Source organism: Mycobacterium sp. D16R24 (assembly GCF_002013385.1).
Lineage (GTDB): Bacteria > Actinomycetota > Actinomycetes > Mycobacteriales > Mycobacteriaceae > Mycobacterium.
On record NZ_MAEV01000001.1, the window covers coordinates 129,117 to 143,667 of the forward strand.

14 protein-coding genes and 1 pseudogene are annotated in these 14,551 nt (G+C 65.1%); 10 read left to right on the forward strand and 5 right to left on the reverse strand.

Going from position 1 to position 14,551, the window contains the following annotated elements; genetic code table 11:
- Window positions 1–58 precede the first annotated feature (58 nt).
- The 3 genes from B4383_RS00600 to fni are packed head-to-tail and all read right to left on the reverse strand — an operon-like array spanning window position 59 to window position 2,455.
- On the reverse strand, window positions 59–895 hold the full coding sequence (locus B4383_RS00600) for a cytochrome c biogenesis CcdA family protein (RefSeq protein ID WP_217697280.1): 837 nt from the start codon (window positions 893–895) through the stop codon (window positions 59–61).
- Window positions 892–1,428: a protein disulfide oxidoreductase gene (locus B4383_RS00605; protein ID WP_078287521.1), complete on the reverse strand. Its 537-nt coding sequence runs from the start codon at window positions 1,426–1,428 to the stop codon at window positions 892–894. Before B4383_RS00605 ends, B4383_RS00600 begins: the two co-directional genes overlap by 4 nt.
- A gap of 58 nt (window positions 1,429–1,486) precedes the next feature.
- On the reverse strand, window positions 1,487–2,455 hold the full coding sequence (gene fni, locus B4383_RS00610) for a type 2 isopentenyl-diphosphate Delta-isomerase (RefSeq protein WP_286143900.1): 969 nt from the start codon (window positions 2,453–2,455) through the stop codon (window positions 1,487–1,489).
- A 22-nt stretch (window positions 2,456–2,477) separates the two neighbouring features.
- Between fni and ftsY the strand changes: the two genes are divergently transcribed.
- From ftsY to B4383_RS00650, 8 genes and pseudogenes are all read left to right on the forward strand, one after another.
- Window positions 2,478–3,857: a signal recognition particle-docking protein FtsY gene (gene ftsY / locus B4383_RS00615; RefSeq protein WP_078287522.1), complete on the forward strand. Its 1,380-nt coding sequence runs from the start codon at window positions 2,478–2,480 to the stop codon at window positions 3,855–3,857.
- Window positions 3,858–4,027: 170 nt separating this feature from the next.
- A pseudogene (locus B4383_RS00620) lies at window positions 4,028–5,394 on the forward strand (ammonium transporter); the annotation flags it as partial.
- Window positions 5,395–5,418: 24 nt separating this feature from the next.
- The gene (locus tag B4383_RS00625) at window positions 5,419–5,757 is read left to right on the forward strand and encodes a P-II family nitrogen regulator (RefSeq protein WP_078287524.1); all 339 of its coding nucleotides are present in this window, start codon (window positions 5,419–5,421) and stop codon (window positions 5,755–5,757) included.
- Window positions 5,758–5,793: 36 nt separating this feature from the next.
- Window positions 5,794–8,172, forward strand: a complete 2,379-nt coding sequence (locus tag B4383_RS00630) for a [protein-PII] uridylyltransferase (protein WP_078287525.1) — start codon at window positions 5,794–5,796, stop codon at window positions 8,170–8,172.
- A 76-nt stretch (window positions 8,173–8,248) separates the two neighbouring features.
- Window positions 8,249–8,722 carry a limonene-1,2-epoxide hydrolase family protein gene (locus B4383_RS00635; protein ID WP_078287526.1) on the forward strand — a complete coding sequence of 158 codons (474 nt, stop codon included), beginning with the start codon at window positions 8,249–8,251 and terminating at the stop codon, window positions 8,720–8,722.
- 40 nt (window positions 8,723–8,762) lie between these two features.
- Window positions 8,763–10,325 carry a signal recognition particle protein gene (ffh, locus tag B4383_RS00640; protein WP_078287527.1) on the forward strand — a complete coding sequence of 521 codons (1,563 nt, stop codon included), beginning with the start codon at window positions 8,763–8,765 and terminating at the stop codon, window positions 10,323–10,325.
- Between the two features lie 4 nt (window positions 10,326–10,329).
- Entirely contained in the window at window positions 10,330–11,397 is a 1,068-nt protein-coding gene (locus B4383_RS00645; RefSeq protein WP_078287528.1) for an amidohydrolase family protein, read from the forward strand.
- Between the two features lie 9 nt (window positions 11,398–11,406).
- The gene (locus B4383_RS00650) at window positions 11,407–11,661 is read left to right on the forward strand and encodes a hypothetical protein (RefSeq protein ID WP_078287529.1); all 255 of its coding nucleotides are present in this window, start codon (window positions 11,407–11,409) and stop codon (window positions 11,659–11,661) included.
- On the opposite strand, the gene B4383_RS00655 is transcribed toward B4383_RS00650, so the two are convergent.
- Complete coding sequence (locus B4383_RS00655) at window positions 11,658–12,533, reverse strand: D-alanyl-D-alanine carboxypeptidase family protein (protein WP_139360470.1); 876 nt, start codon at window positions 12,531–12,533, stop codon at window positions 11,658–11,660. The two genes, B4383_RS00650 and B4383_RS00655, sit on opposite strands and share 4 nt — an antisense overlap.
- A gap of 64 nt (window positions 12,534–12,597) precedes the next feature.
- Between B4383_RS00655 and B4383_RS00660 the strand changes: the two genes are divergently transcribed.
- Window positions 12,598–13,617: an LLM class flavin-dependent oxidoreductase gene (locus tag B4383_RS00660; RefSeq protein WP_078287818.1), complete on the forward strand. Its 1,020-nt coding sequence runs from the start codon at window positions 12,598–12,600 to the stop codon at window positions 13,615–13,617.
- Here B4383_RS00660 and B4383_RS00665 read toward each other — a convergent pair.
- On the reverse strand, window positions 13,614–14,021 hold the full coding sequence (locus B4383_RS00665) for a PaaI family thioesterase (protein WP_078287530.1): 408 nt from the start codon (window positions 14,019–14,021) through the stop codon (window positions 13,614–13,616). The genes B4383_RS00660 and B4383_RS00665 overlap by 4 nt on opposite strands.
- An 11-nt stretch (window positions 14,022–14,032) precedes the next feature.
- Here B4383_RS00665 and B4383_RS00670 point away from each other — a divergent pair, with 11 nt between their 5' ends.
- Window positions 14,033–14,479, forward strand: coding sequence for a nuclear transport factor 2 family protein (locus B4383_RS00670; protein ID WP_078287531.1), 447 nt, complete (start codon window positions 14,033–14,035; stop codon window positions 14,477–14,479).
- Window positions 14,480–14,551: the final 72 nt, after the last annotated feature.

The window sequence follows — 14,551 nt, forward strand, 5'->3', positions numbered from 1 at the left end:
GCCTTCTCGGGTGCGACGGTCTCATTGCTAGTCATGCATATATCCTACGCCCGGGGTGCTATTCCTTGGCGGTATTGCGCCACCAAATAGCCGCACCGACCGCCGCTAAGCCGAGGATGAACAACCACGGCCAGGCACCGTGCAGATACACCCAGCCAGAGATCGCGCGCTGAATCCTCCCGGCCGCGTTGATGATCGGGTCATCCGGGTTGCCATTGGCGTGGAACAACCTGACCTCGTAGCTGCCGTAATAGCCCACGTAAGCGCCGACTATAAGCAGGATGCCACCGCTGATCCGGTTCAAGTACGGCAGTGCGCGGCGCATGCCGTTCAACAGCACCGTGCTTGCCAGTGCGGTGGATACGGCCAGCGTGCCCACCACGAGGGTGATACCGGCGGCGTAGGCCAGGTAGACCATGACACCGTCGAACAAAGAGCCACTCTCGAAGGTCGTGCTGGTCACCGCGAGGAACGGGCCGATGGTGCAGGACAGTGACGCGACCGCGTATCCCACGCCATAGCCGAACATGGAACCCAGCCGGGTGGTGGGAGCGTTCGCATCGAGCACCTTGGGCATGAGCGCGATGATGTCGCGGCCCGAGAGCAGCCACAGCCCCAGAATCACCAGCCCGATTCCGAAAACGACTGTTACAAAAGGCAAATAACGCTGTACCACGGACGCGACCGACACCGTCAACAACCCGAAGACGGTAAAGACCGCGACGAACCCCGCCGCCATCACCACAGTGGCGATGACGGCGCGGCCGAGCGCCCGCGACTTCCCGATATCGGCACCAGGTCCGCGCACGACGAGTGCGAGATAGACCGGGAGCAAGGCAAAACCGCACGGGTTGAGCGCGGCGATGAGCCCGGCCGCAAAAGCCAGAGATGTCAGCTGAGTGCCTTCACCCGGTCGCTGAGCTCCTGCTCGGACATCGATGACGTCGGGTTGTTCACAAAGTCTGAGGTTCCGTTGGAGTTGATGAACAAGTACGCCGGCTGCCAGGGCACTCCGAACTGCCGCCACAGCGAACCGTCGGCATCATTGAGATTGGTGAAGTGGAGGTTGTAGCGCGAGATGAATCCCTCCATATCTCCCACGGAACCGCGGCCGGAGATGCCGACGAAAGTGACGCGGGGGTTCGCCGCCGATACCGCACTCACATGCGGTCCTTCGCCATTGCAGAACGGGCAATACGCAGCCCAGAACCACAGCACGACCGGCTTGCCTTTGAGGCTGGCCCCGTTGAAGGGTGTGCCCGAGACGGTGGTACCGGTGAAATCGAGTAGGGAATCGGCGCGCGCCGCCGGCGCCCGGACGATGCCGGCCGATATCAACAACAGTGCGACGGCGACCGCAAGGGTCCTCGTCAGTGTCCGAACCTTCTGGGCCCGAAACTTGTTACGTCCCCCGAATTGGATATTCATGCCAAGAACCTCCTGGGACGAGATGTGACTCCCGCAGTGTATGACGGGTGTCTTCGGTTTAGCGGGGGCTTGGACGGGGACGCAGTGAAATTCGACTCAGATCCGCGATCGTGTTGACGTCGGCGCAGTGCATGGCGATGCGCAGCTCGTCGAGGAAGTGTTCGAACCAGGCGATCACGGCCTGCGGCGATTGCACCGCTGGCGCCAGGAGCGGGAGCGCGACGGACACAACGCTCGCTCCCAGCGCGATCGCCTTGGCGGCATCCATGCCGGTGCGTATTCCGCCTGAGCCAATCAGGGGCAGATGCGGCAGCTCGGCATGCACCTCGACGAGGGCCTCAGCCGTCGGGATGCCCCATTCGGCGAGCTCGGGCGAGGCAATGGCGCCGAACCGAACGAACTGCTCGACCCGGGCCCAGGACGTGCCGCCGGCACCCGCGACGTCTATGGCCGCGAGTCGGCATCCGCCGAGGCGCCGCGCGGCGGCCCCGCTGATTCCGTGACCGACCTCCTTGAGCAGCACGGGGAAATCAACCGCATGGGTCAGCTCTGCGAGCCGGTACACCTGGCCAGTGAAATCGGTATCGCCGTCGGGCTGCACGGCCTCTTGCAGCGGATTGGTGTGCACCGCCAGCGCGTCCGCTCCGACCCGCCGCACCAGGTCGGTGAGCTGCGCGGCAGCGGCAATGTTGCCGAGTTGTGCGAGCCCGATGTTGCCAATGAGCAAGATGTCGGGCGCCACCTCGCGCACGGCGAAGGTGTCGGCGCTCGCGGGATCGACCAGCATCACCCGTTGAGAACCGAGCATCATGCCGATGCCCAGCTCTTGGGCGGCGGCCGCGAGGTTGCGATTGATGGTGGCCGAAAGCTTCGCGCCGCCCGTCATGGCGCCGATGAGGACCGGAGCGGCCAATCGCCTGCCCAGGAACTCGGTGGACAGGTCAACCCGGGCCAGGTTGGAGTTCGGCAACGCCATATACGGCAGGTCGAGTCGTTCCAGGCCGGTGGTTCGGGTGACGTACTGCACTGGATCGCTCAGGCAGGCGTCAATGTGGCGCTTCTTGCGTTCCTGTAACAATGCCCTGGTGCCTCTTGAAGTGTGGATCGCCATAGCGATCGTCGCCGTCGTGGTTTTTGCTGCATTGGTTTTCGGACTGGTGCGTTACCGCTCCCGTCGTATCAGCCTGACACGTTCCGACAAAAACACGGGGATCACCGAGGGCGCCACACCGGCCGACCGTTCCGGCGGGTACAGCGCCGGCTCCACCATCACCTTCAGCGAGGGCGGTGCGCAAGCAACCCCCGTGCCCAGCGTGGGCGATGACGCCGAAGTTCCGCGGGACGCGCCCCGGCGCAGTATTTCCAATGTCGAGCTACCTGAGCCGGCCCCGGAACCGGAGCCCGTCGTGGCGCCTGAACCGGTGGCTGAGCCCGAACCGGAACCGGTCACCGAGCCCGAGCCCGCTCCTGAGCCGGAACTGGAGCCCGCGCCGGTACTCGATGAGATCGCGCCGGTGGCGGGACGACTCGATCGGTTGCGGGGGCGGCTGGCCAGCTCGCAGAACGCCGTGGGTCGGGGTCTGCTCGGGTTGCTGGGCGCCGGAGACCTCGATGAGGAATCGTGGGAGGAGGTCGAGGACACCCTGCTGATCGCCGACCTCGGCACCGCAGTCACCACCTCGATCGTGGACAGATTGCGCAGCGAGATGGCGGCACGCAGCGTGCGCACCGAGTCGCAGGCTCGGGCACTGCTGCGCGAGGTACTCATCGACGAGCTGCGGCCGGACCTCGACCGGTCGATCAAGGCGCTGCCACACAACGACAAACCGTCGGTGTTGCTCATCGTCGGGGTGAACGGCACGGGTAAGACCACCACCGTCGGCAAGTTGGCCCGCGTGCTGGTCGCCGATGGACGCCGGGTCGTGCTCGGGGCCGCCGACACCTTCCGTGCGGCCGCGGCCGATCAGCTGCAGGCCTGGGGGCAGCGAGTGGGTGCCCAGGTGGTGCGCGGTGCCGAGGGTGCCGATCCCGCGTCGGTCGCCTTCGACGCCGTCGACGCCGGGATCCGGGAGGGCGCCGACGTCGTGGTGGTCGATACCGCCGGGCGACTGCACACGAAGACCGGTCTCATGGACGAGCTCGGCAAGATCAAACGCGTCGTGGAACGTCGCGCCGAGGTGGACGAGGTGCTACTGGTTCTCGATTCCACCATCGGGCAGAACGGTCTGGCGCAGGCACGTGTGTTCGCTGACGTGGTGGACATCACCGGTGTGGTGCTCACCAAGCTTGACGGAACAGCCAAGGGCGGCATCGTTTTTCACGTGCAGCGCGAACTCGGCGTCCCGGTGAAGCTTGTTGGCCTCGGGGAGGGGCCGGACGATCTCGCCCCGTTCGAGCCGCCTGCCTTCGTTGACGCACTGCTGGGATAGCTCGCCGTTCCTCCCGGGTCGCTTGGGTTGCCCCCGCGAGCGGGAGGTTCCTCCAGCCCGCCCAAACCGGTAACAGACGCGAAACACACGCGCGCCCTCTCGGAAACATCCGCTGCGCACTCTGCATGGGCAGAGTTCAAGCTTCAAGATCCCCGAGAGGAATGCCGCTAGTGGATGGTTTCCCAACAATGGGTGTCCCGAATACTGGGGACACTGCGTGGATGCTGGCCAGCGCCGCGCTGGTGTTATTGATGACACCTGGTCTGGCCTTCTTCTACGGCGGCATGGTCCGCGCGAAGAACGTGCTCAACATGATCATGATGAGCATCAGTGCGATGGGTCTGGTGACGGTGCTCTGGGTGCTTTACGGGTACTCGCTGGCGTTCGGAAACGACGTGTCGGGCCTGTTCGGTAACCCGACGCAATTCTTCGGGCTCAAGGGTCTGATCGGCGGCAATGGGGCCGAGGCGGTGGCGGCCGACCCGGCCAATGCCGTTGATGCGGTCGCTGCGGTCAACATCCCGTTGGTGGGTAGCATTCCGGCCACGGTGTTCGTGGCTTTCCAGTTGATGTTCGCGATCATCACCGTTGCTCTGATCTCCGGTGCGGTGGCCGATCGGTTGAAGTTCGGTTCCTGGCTGCTGTTCGCGGGCCTGTGGGTCACCGTCGTGTACTTCCCGGTGGCGCATTGGGTTTTCGCATTCGATGGCGCGGCCGCCGAGAAGGGCGGTTGGATTGCCAACCAGCTCAAGGCAATCGACTTCGCCGGTGGTACCGCGGTGCATATCAATGCCGGTACCGCGGGTCTGGTGCTGGCGCTGATCTTGGGCAAACGCAAGGGCTGGCCCGGTACGCCGATGCGCCCGCACAATCTGCCGTTCGTGATGCTTGGTGCCGGTCTGCTGTGGTTCGGTTGGTATGGGTTCAACGCCGGGTCGGCAACGAGCTCCAACGGTTTGGCGGGCTCGACGTTTGTGACCACCACCGTGGCCACCGGCGCGGCGATGCTCGGCTGGCTACTCACTGAGCGCATCCGTGATGGGCACGCCACCTCACTGGGTGCGGCCTCGGGAATCGTGGCCGGCCTGGTGGCCATCACGCCGTCGTGCTCCTCGGTGAATGTGCTTGGCGCTCTTGCTATCGGCGTCATCGCCGGCATTCTGTGCGCTTTGGCGGTGGGTTTGAAGTACAAGCTGGGATTTGATGATTCGCTCGACGTTGTCGGTGTGCACCTTGTCGGCGGTATTGTCGGCACCTTGCTCATCGGTTTGTTCGCCGCGCCCCAGACCGGCGCGGCTGTGGCCGGTCTGTTCTATGGCGGTGGACTAGAACAGCTGTGGCGCCAAGCCGTTGGCGCGGGGGCGGTTCTGCTCTATTCGGCGATAGGCACCGCTATCGTTGCTGTCATCGTGAAGTACACCATTGGCCTGCGCATCAGCGACGAGGGAGAGGCGGCAGGCGCCGACGAATCCCAACACGCTGAAGGCGCATACGACTTTGTCGCACTGGGAAGTGGTTCGGTCATCGGCCGCCACAGCAGCGGCAGGGAGGAATGAGGGACATGAAGCTGGTCACCGCGATCGTCAAACCGTTCACGCTGGAAGATGTCAAGACTGGTCTGGAGCAGGCCGGCATCCTCGGCATGACGGTCAGCGAGGTGCAGGGCTACGGCCGGCAGAAGGGTCACACCGAGGTGTACCGCGGCGCCGAGTACTCGGTGGACTTCGTGCCGAAGGTTCGTGTCGAAGTAGTGGTGGACGACAGCGCCGTCGACAAGGTGGTGGAGGTCATCGTGACCGCCGCACGCACCGGCAAGATCGGCGACGGCAAGGTATGGGTGAGCCCGGTTGACTCGGTGGTGCGGGTACGCACCGGCGAGCGGGGGACCGACGCTTTGTAGGGCTAGGGCCCTCTAACCGCTTAGGACGGTAATCACATGGGCGCCGCAACGGACCTCGTGGCCGCCAGGGCGCAGCTGCTCGGTGAGAGCGGCCGGCTCAACGCCGGTGCGATTCGTGAGGCGATGACCGACCTCAATGAGCTGTGGCTGACGACCAAGGCCGCCGAGGTCGGCATCACCGACTCCAGTGGATTCGCCATCGTGGCACTCGGCGGCCTGGGGCGACGCGAGATGCTGCCGCACTCGGATCTGGATCTGGTGCTCCTGCACGACGAGAACATCGCGCCGGAGACTCTCAGTGAGGTCGCCGACGGCTTGTGGTATCCGTTGTGGGACGCCAATATTCGGCTCGATCACAGTGTCCGCACGGTCGCCGACACCTTGCATGTCGCCGGGCAGGAGATGTCAGCGGCGCTGTCGCTGCTCGATGCCAGGCACATCGCCGGGGATGCGCAGCTGTCCAGCCTGATGATCGGCGGCGTCCGCCAGCAATGGCGTTCGCAGATCCGGACTCGACTCGACGAACTGATCGAATACACGCAAGCGCGATGGCGGCGCAGCGGCGAGATCGCACACCGGGCCGAGCCGGATCTGAAGTCCGGCCGCGGCGGTCTGCGTGATGTTCAGCTATTGCGCGCGTTGGCCATTGCTCAGCTCACCGACAGCGGTCTGGCGAAGTCGTTTGACGGCGCACATTCGGTCATCCTGGATGTCCGCACCGAATTACATCGGGTCGCCGGGCGAGAGCGCGATCAGCTGCTGGCTCAGTTCGCCGACGAAATCGGTGCGGCGCTGCGTGTTGGCGATCGGTTCGACCTGGCCAGGATGCTGTCCGACGCGGCCCGCACCATCAGTTACTCGGTGGATGTCGGGCTGCGGGTAGCCGCCAATGCAATTCCACGACGGGGTATTTCGGTGCTGCGGCGCACGGTCCGACGTCCGATCGACGAAGGGGTGGTGGAGCATGCCGGCGAGGTGGTGCTTGCACGTGACGCCCGCCCGGAGCGTGACCCGTCGCTGATCTTGCGTGTGGCAGCGGCGTCGGCGACCACCGGCTTACCGATCTCCGCGTCCACCTTGGGTCGTCTTGCCGAATCCGCTCCCGAACTTCGTGCACCATGGCCTCGGGAGGCGCTCAAGGATCTGCTGGTGCTCCTGGAGGCCGGTCGTCATGCGGTGGCCACCATCGAGGCACTGGATCGAACCGGGTTGTGGGGCAGGCTTTTCCCCGAGTGGGGCCCGGTGCGAGACCTGCCGCCGCGCGATATCGTGCACATCTGGACCGTGGATAGGCATCTGGTCGAGACGGTCGCGCAGGCGAGCGCGTTCACCACCAGAGTCTCTCGACCCGATCTACTGATTCTCGGTGCGCTGGTGCACGACATCGGCAAGGGCCGCGGCGGTGATCACAGCGTCGTCGGCGCGGATCTGGCCGTGCAGATCGGCACCCGGCTGGGTCTGTGGCCCTCCGACGTTGAGCTGCTGTCCAAGATGGTGCGCTATCACCTGCTGCTGCCCAACACCGCGACCCGGCGTGACCTCGCCGACCCGGAAACCATTGAGACCGTGGTCAACACGCTCGGCGGTGATCTACTGCTCCTGGAGCTGCTGCAACAGCTCGCCGAGGCGGACTCGCTGGCTACCGGCCCCGGGGTGTGGGGCGATTGGAAGTCGTCGCTGATCGGGGAGCTGGTGCGCAAATGCCGGATGGTGATGCGCGGTGAACAGCTTCCCGAACCCGATCCTATTGACCCGGAATTACTTTCGTTGGCAACCGATGGGGGAGTACAGGTACGGCTGCTGCCCGCGGGATCGCCCCATATGTACACCGTGAGCATGATCGCGCCCGATCAGCGCGGGCTGCTGTCCAAGGCCGCCGGGGTGCTCTCGCTGAACTCACTGCGCGTGTACTCGGCCTCGGTGGCGAGCCATGCCGGATCGGCCATCAACACTTTCGAGGTTTCACCGCGGTTCGGTTCGCCTCCGGCGGCCGGTCTGCTGCGTCAGCAGCTGATCTCGGCTCTGGACGGCGATACCGACATCATCGCGGCACTCGACGAGCGCGAACGCGAGTCCGCGCAGTTCGGAACCGGCCTCGTGGGGGATGCGACACCTGCGGTCCCCACCAATTACGCGCCCGCGCCGCCGCGCATCCGTTGGTTCGAGCCGGCCGGCAACGCTGATCAGCAGATCGTGGAGATCCGCACCTCCGATGCACCCGGGCTGCTGGCGCGCATCACCGCGACCCTGGAGCGGCACGGCGTGGATATCGCGTGGGCCAGAGTCAACACGCTGGGTTCCTCGGTGGTCGACACCTTCTGTCTGAGCACCGGGCCGGAGCAAGCGGTGCTGGAGGCGGCCATCGCCTCGGTGCTGCCGGCGGCGGCGCCCGAGCCGAAGAAGGCGGCCAGCTAGCTCACACAAGCGGTGTGGCAGTGGTTGGCAGCGCTGAGGATAGTGATGGCAGCAGGTCACAGGGGATTGTCGGGGCATGGCATTTCTTGAGGATCGAAAGTGCGGTGGGCACACGCCGGGCGCGCAGACACGCGTAGAGCTTGTGAAAGACGCCTTCGCCACGATGGCGGAGCTGGATCTCGACGGCTATCTGATGTTCTTCTCGGACGACGTCGAGCACGTGCTCGCACCCGTTCCGAAGATCAAGGGCAAGGAGAATCTCAGACCTGCGTTGGCGCGCGGCTTCCAGGCGTGTGTCTCCGGGCTCACCGTGTCGCCGCTCAGCGTCGTCGAGCAGGGCAACGAAGTGATCAGCGACCGCGTCGACATCGCCAAGCTGGGGCCATTGTGGGTCCGGTTCCGGATCAAGGCCACCATGAAGTTCGTCGATGACAAAGTCGTCTTCTGGCAGGACAGCATCGACTACCTCAGCCTCATAGGGTGGAGCCTGCGCGGTCTCGTCGGCATCCTCATTCCGCGACTGCGCCCGCAACCTCCGGCCGTCGGGTAAGGCGCAGGAGCCGAAGGGGCCGCCAGCTAGGCTGGTCGACGTGTTTGAATCGCTGTCTGACCGGTTGACCGATGCCCTTGCTGGCCTACGGGGTAAGGGACGTCTGTCCGACGCCGATATCGAGGCGACCTGCCGGACCATCCGGCTGGCGCTGCTGGAGGCCGATGTCGCGCTGCCCGTCGTGCGTACCTTCATCGGTCGCATCAAGGAACGCGCCAACGGAGCCGAGGTTTCCGGTGCGCTGAACCCGGCGCAGCAGGTCGTCAAGATCGTCAACGAGGAGCTGATCGGCATCCTCGGCGGGGAAACCCGTCAGCTGGCCTTCGCCAAGACCCCGCCGACCGTTGTCATGCTCGCCGGTCTGCAAGGTGCCGGTAAGACGACCCTTGCCGGTAAACTCGCGAAATGGCTTAAGGGACAAGGGCATACGCCACTTCTCGTGGCCTGCGACCTGCAGCGCCCCGGCGCGGTGAACCAGCTGCAGGTGGTTGGAGAGCGCGCCGGAGTCGCCGTCTACGCACCGCACCCGGGTGCCGCGCCCGGCGGGTTAGAGGTCGGCTCACTTGTCGGCGATCCGGTCGCGGTGGCCCGCGACGGTCTCGCACACGCCAAGGCTCAGCACTTCGATGTGGTGCTCGTCGACACCGCCGGCCGTCTCGGTATCGATGCCGAACTGATGGACCAGGCGGCACGCATCCGTGACGCCGTCGACCCCGACGAGGTGCTCTTCGTCCTCGACGCCATGATCGGTCAGGACGCGGTGAGCACCGCCGAGGCGTTCCGCGCGGGTGTCGGATTCACCGGTGTGGTCTTGACCAAGCTCGACGGCGACGCCCGCGGTGGTGCCGCCCTCTCGGTGCGTGAGATCACCGGCACCCCGATCCTGTTCGCGTCGACCGGCGAAAAGCTGGAGGACTTCGACGTCTTCCACCCCGATCGGATGGCTAGCCGCATCCTGGGCATGGGCGACCTGCTGTCCCTCATCGAGCAGGCCGAACAGCATTTCGATGCCGAACAGTCCCTGGCCGCCGCCGAGAAGATCACCTCGGGAGAGCTCACGCTCGAGGACTTCCTGGAGCAGATGCTCGCGATCCGCAAGATGGGACCCATCGGCAACTTGCTGGGCATGCTGCCCGGCGCCGGCCAGATGAAGGATGCGTTGGCCGCCGTCGACGACAAGCAGCTCGACAGGGTGCAGGCCATCATTCGCGGGATGACACCCGCCGAGCGAACCGACCCGAAGATCATCAACGCCTCGCGGCGACTGCGGATAGCCAACGGTTCCGGGGTCGCGGTCTCGGAGGTCAATCAGCTTGTGGACCGCTTCTTCGAGGCGCGCAAGATGATGGCGTCGATGGCGGGTCGGATGGGTATGGGCGCCATCAGTCGCAAGAGCAACCGCAAGGGCGCCAAGAACGCCAAAAAGGGCAAGAAGGGCTCACGGGGTCCGACACAGCCGAAGATTCGGGGCGGATTCCCGGGGATGCCTCCGGGCATGCCGGCCGGATTCCCCGATCTCTCCGGGATGCCGGAGGGCCTCGGCGAATTGCCACCCGGTCTGGCCGATATCGACATCTCGAAGCTGAAGTTCCCCAAGAACTGAGCCGATGCGCTTGCACCTGCGGGGCCGAACTCTTCCGTCCGAAGAGCAGATCGATCTGTGGGTGTACGACGGCGTCATAAGCCGCGAACCGATCTCGGGTGCCGACACCATCTTCGACGGCGGCTGGCTGCTGCCCGGACTTGTCGACGCGCACTGTCATGTCGGTGTCGGGCCGCACGGCCCCACCTCGCTGGAAGAGGCGGTTACGCAGGCCGAAGCCGAGCGTGATGTGGGCGCACTGCTGTTGCGCGATGCAGGATCCCCGGTGGACACCCGCAGTTTCGACGAGCGAGAAGACCTGCCGCGCATCATCCGCGCGGGCAGGCACCTGGCCAAGCCCAAACGCTACATCCCCGGATTACCCATCGATATCGAGGACGAATCGCAGCTTCCGGAAGCCGTGGCCCTGCAAGCGCGTTGGGGCGACGGCTGGGTGAAGTTGGTGGGGGACTGGATCGATCGCTCCGTCGGCGACCTGGCGCCACTGTGGTCGGACCAGATTCTCGAACAGGCCATTGAGGCCGCGCATGCCCACGGCGCGCGCGTCACCGCGCACGTCTTCGGTGAGGACGCGCTGCCCGGTTTGATTCGCGCCGGGATCGACTGCATCGAGCACGGCACCGGACTCACCGATGACACCATCGCCCTGATGGTCGAGCACGGCACCGCGCTCGTTCCGACCGTCATCAACATCGAGAACTTCCCTGGAATCGCCGACTCCGCGGCGAAGTACCCGGTCTACGCCCAACACATGCGCGACCTGTACGCAGGGCTGCACACGACCTTCGGGAACGCGTATGACGCCGGAGTGCCGATCTACGCGGGCACCGATGCCGGCGGCGGAATTGCACACGGTCGCATCTCCGATGAGGTCGCGGCGCTCACACGCATTGGCATGAGCCCCACCGATGCGCTGGGTGCGGCGTCGTGGCGGGCACGGGAATGGCTGGGGCGGCCGGGACTGGAGCACGGCGCACCCGCCGATCTTGTCGGATATCACGAAGACCCGCGCACCGGTCCGCATGTGCTGTCGCGACCTGATCTCGTCGTGCTGCGCGGTCAGATTCGCTAGAGTTCGGCCATGCGAACCGTGGGGGTTTTGGTGACCGTGTTGGTTCTGTCGGTTGCGATTCCGGCAACTGCTCACGCCGACACTCTCTGCGGGGACTTCAACACGATGGATGACGCCGGAAAGTTGGCGGCGGTTCAGGAAGCGGCCGCGGGTGGCAATGCGGTGGCCCAGATCTCACCCAAGGACGCCGTCGCGCTGGCGATTGCCATGTGCCGGGTGCGCGCGGGCGAAACAGTGCTTCAGGTGCTCAATTCCAAGGCTTAAAGCGAACCGACGGTGACCTGACCGTCGTTGGCGAAGCCCCAGTCGAAGAGGCTGGCGGCTTGATCCCAGTAGGTCGGGCCGCCCTCGTGCACCAGGCCGTACATCATCACCACGACGAGTCGCTTGCCGTCGCGCTCGGCGGCCACAACGTAGGTCTTGCGGGCGATATCGGTGAAGCCCGTCTTACCGCCGATCACTCCCGGATAGCGATACATCAGCTCGTTCTGGTTGTGCAGGACGCGACCGGGGAAGTCGGCCGCCGGCTGGTGGGTGATCTCCGCGAACACCGGATTGGCCAGTGCCGCACGGAAGATGACGGCCAGATCGTGTGGGGTGGTACGCATGTCCATGCCCGGTGCGTCGAGCCCGGAGGGGGAGGCGGTGTGTGTCCCGGTCGCACCGAGCGCCGCTGCCTTCGCGTTCATCTTCTCGACGGCCACCTCGCGGCCGCCCAGCATGTGGGCGAGCGTGTTGGCGGCGTCGTTACCGGATTCCAGCAGCGCGCCCGCGAGCAGATCGTGGGTGGTGTAGACCTGTCCGGCCTTGATACCGACGCAATTGCATTCGGCGTGGGAGTCGGCGGCATCTGCGACCACGGTGGCGTCCAGGGGCAACTCGTCGAGTGCCACCAGGGCCAGGAGAACCTTGATGGTGCTCGCGGGTGCATGCGTGGCGTACGGGTCGCGGGCGGCGAGGATCTGGCCGGAGTCCAGATCTGCGACCAACCATGCCTGCGCCGGACCCTCAGGTGGCGGTGCAGCCGTATCCGCGTGGGCCAGGCCGGGGATCGTGAGGGCGAGAAACAGGGCGCTGAGCACGGCGAATACGCGGTAGCCAAGGGGCGGCGGCAAGGAAGACATCGGCTCCGACACTAGCGCGGCGAGTATCGGGAACATAACCGGACTGCGGTCCGTTTATGTCATTATGACGAATGAAGTGAAGTTGGGTTTGGACACCTTCGCCGACGTCCCCGCGGGGATGACCAATCCGGAAGCAATCCGTGCCGTGGTGGAGGAAGGGGTGCGTGCCGACGAGGTCGGCGTTGACATCTTTGCCATCGGGGAGCATCACCGCACTGAATTTGTTGGGGAGTCCCCGGAGATGATGCTGGCCGCGATTGCCGCCCGTACCGAGCGGATCACGCTCGCGACCGCCGTCACAGTGCTCAGCACCGACGACCCGGTGCGGGTGTATCAGCGGTTCGCGACCCTCGACGGCATCTCGAATGGCCGTGCTGAGGTCGTGCTCGGTCGGGGATCGTTCACGGATTCCTTTCCGCTGTTCGGATACGACCTGGCCGACTACGACGAACTCTTCGAGGAGAAGTTCGATCTCTTGGCCAAGCTGCTGCCGGGCGATCCGGTGACCTGGTCGGGGAAGCTGCGATCGTCGTTGGACGGCGTGGATGTGTTCCCGAAAACAGCCGATGGTCTGCGGGCATGGGTGGGTGTGGGCGGATCGCCGGAATCGGTGGTTCGTAGCGTGCGGTATCGCATACCGATGATCCTGGCGATCATCGGCGGCAATCCCATGCGATTCGAGCCCTACGTGGACCTCTACCGGCGTGCGCAGGACCAGCTCGGAGTCACCGAGCCGATGCCGTTGGGCATTCACAGTCCCGGGCATATCGCCGAATCCGATGAGGAGGCGATCGCGCAGTACTGGCCGGGATTCCGGGAATTGCGCACCACCATCGGGCGTGAACGTGGCTGGCAGCCCCCGCGTTACGAGGAGTATCTGGCCGAAGTGAAGTCCGGCTCGCTGTATGTCGGTTCGCCCGACACCGTGGCGGCCAAGATGGCCAAGACCATTCGCGGTCTCGGTGCTGACCGGTTCAGCATGGTGTACCAGGCCGCGCAGCCAGGGCTGGGCATGCAGAACGTCGAGTTGTACGGCACCGAGGTCATTCCCCGCGTTCGGAAGCTGCTGGCCAGCGACGAGCTTGGAGCCGCCTAAGCGAAGTTGTAGGTGGCCAAGGCCTTTGCAATCACCCGGCCGGCGGCATCGGACACGGTGACCTCGATATGGGAGAGCCGCTTGCCGCGGCGGACCACCTGGCCCACCGCGGTGAGGTCGGCGGCGTCGGCGGCAGCGACGTAATTGACGGTTAACGAAGCCGTTGAGCCACCGAGCTTTTCGGGTACCGCATCGTCGGCCCACGCCGCCGCCATAGCCGCGGTGTCGGCGAGGGTCGCGATCGCGCCGCCGTGCACGGTGTGGCCCATGGTTGCCAGCTGGGGCTTGAATGGCATGTTCAGCACCGCGCGATCGCTGCCGATTTCGGTCAGGGCGATGCCGAGATGCTGACACAGCGGGGAGTTCGGGACGAATTGCGTGATGATTTCGGTCCGAGTGGGCATGCTCACAAGCTATGACATCCGCTTGGACCCTCGACGAAGTTTCCGACCGCCTGCAGATCCAGCAGCTGTTGGTCGATTACGCGACCGCCATCGACACCCGTCAGTTCGACGATCTGGACGAGGTGTTCACGAATGACGCGTACATCGACTACCGCGCGATGGGTGGCGTCGATGGCGACTATCCGGACGTCAAGGCGTGGTTGGCGCAGGTGCTGCCGGCGTTCCCGATGTACGCACACATGCTGGGAAACATCTCGATCCGCTTCGACTCCGAAGGCGGCGCTGAGCGGAGCTCGGCCACCGTGCGCAGCTTGTGTTTCAACCCGATGGTTCCGGGCGGGGACACCGAACAGGTGCTTTTCCTTGGGCTTTGGTACGACGACACGGTGGTGCGGACACGGCACGGCTGGCGGCTGACGCGGCGCGTCGAGACGAAGTGCTTCAACAGGTTGGTCTAGGCCCGCCGGTGAGATTTGGGCAGGTAGGCCATGCTCTGGCACAATGGCAAACCGTCCGTTGCACGGCAGTGT

What these genes read in the sequence shown, in the direction of transcription:
- B4383_RS00605 (WP_078287521.1), bottom strand. Translation starts at nt 1,428, where the DNA reads ATGAATATCCAATTCGGGGGACGTAACAAGTTTCGGGCCCAGAAGGTT.
- ftsY (WP_078287522.1), top strand. Translation starts at nt 2,478, where the DNA reads ATGTGGCGCTTCTTGCGTTCCTGTAACAATGCCCTGGTGCCTCTTGAA.
- B4383_RS00625 (WP_078287524.1), top strand. Translation starts at nt 5,419, where the DNA reads ATGAAGCTGGTCACCGCGATCGTCAAACCGTTCACGCTGGAAGATGTC.
- B4383_RS00630 (WP_078287525.1), top strand. Translation starts at nt 5,794, where the DNA reads ATGGGCGCCGCAACGGACCTCGTGGCCGCCAGGGCGCAGCTGCTCGGT.
- B4383_RS00635 (WP_078287526.1), top strand. Translation starts at nt 8,249, where the DNA reads ATGGCATTTCTTGAGGATCGAAAGTGCGGTGGGCACACGCCGGGCGCG.
- B4383_RS00645 (WP_078287528.1), top strand. Translation starts at nt 10,330, where the DNA reads ATGCGCTTGCACCTGCGGGGCCGAACTCTTCCGTCCGAAGAGCAGATC.
- B4383_RS00650 (WP_078287529.1), top strand. Translation starts at nt 11,407, where the DNA reads ATGCGAACCGTGGGGGTTTTGGTGACCGTGTTGGTTCTGTCGGTTGCG.
- B4383_RS00665 (WP_078287530.1), bottom strand. Translation starts at nt 14,021, where the DNA reads ATGCCCACTCGGACCGAAATCATCACGCAATTCGTCCCGAACTCCCCG.
- B4383_RS00670 (WP_078287531.1), top strand. Translation starts at nt 14,033, where the DNA reads ATGACATCCGCTTGGACCCTCGACGAAGTTTCCGACCGCCTGCAGATC.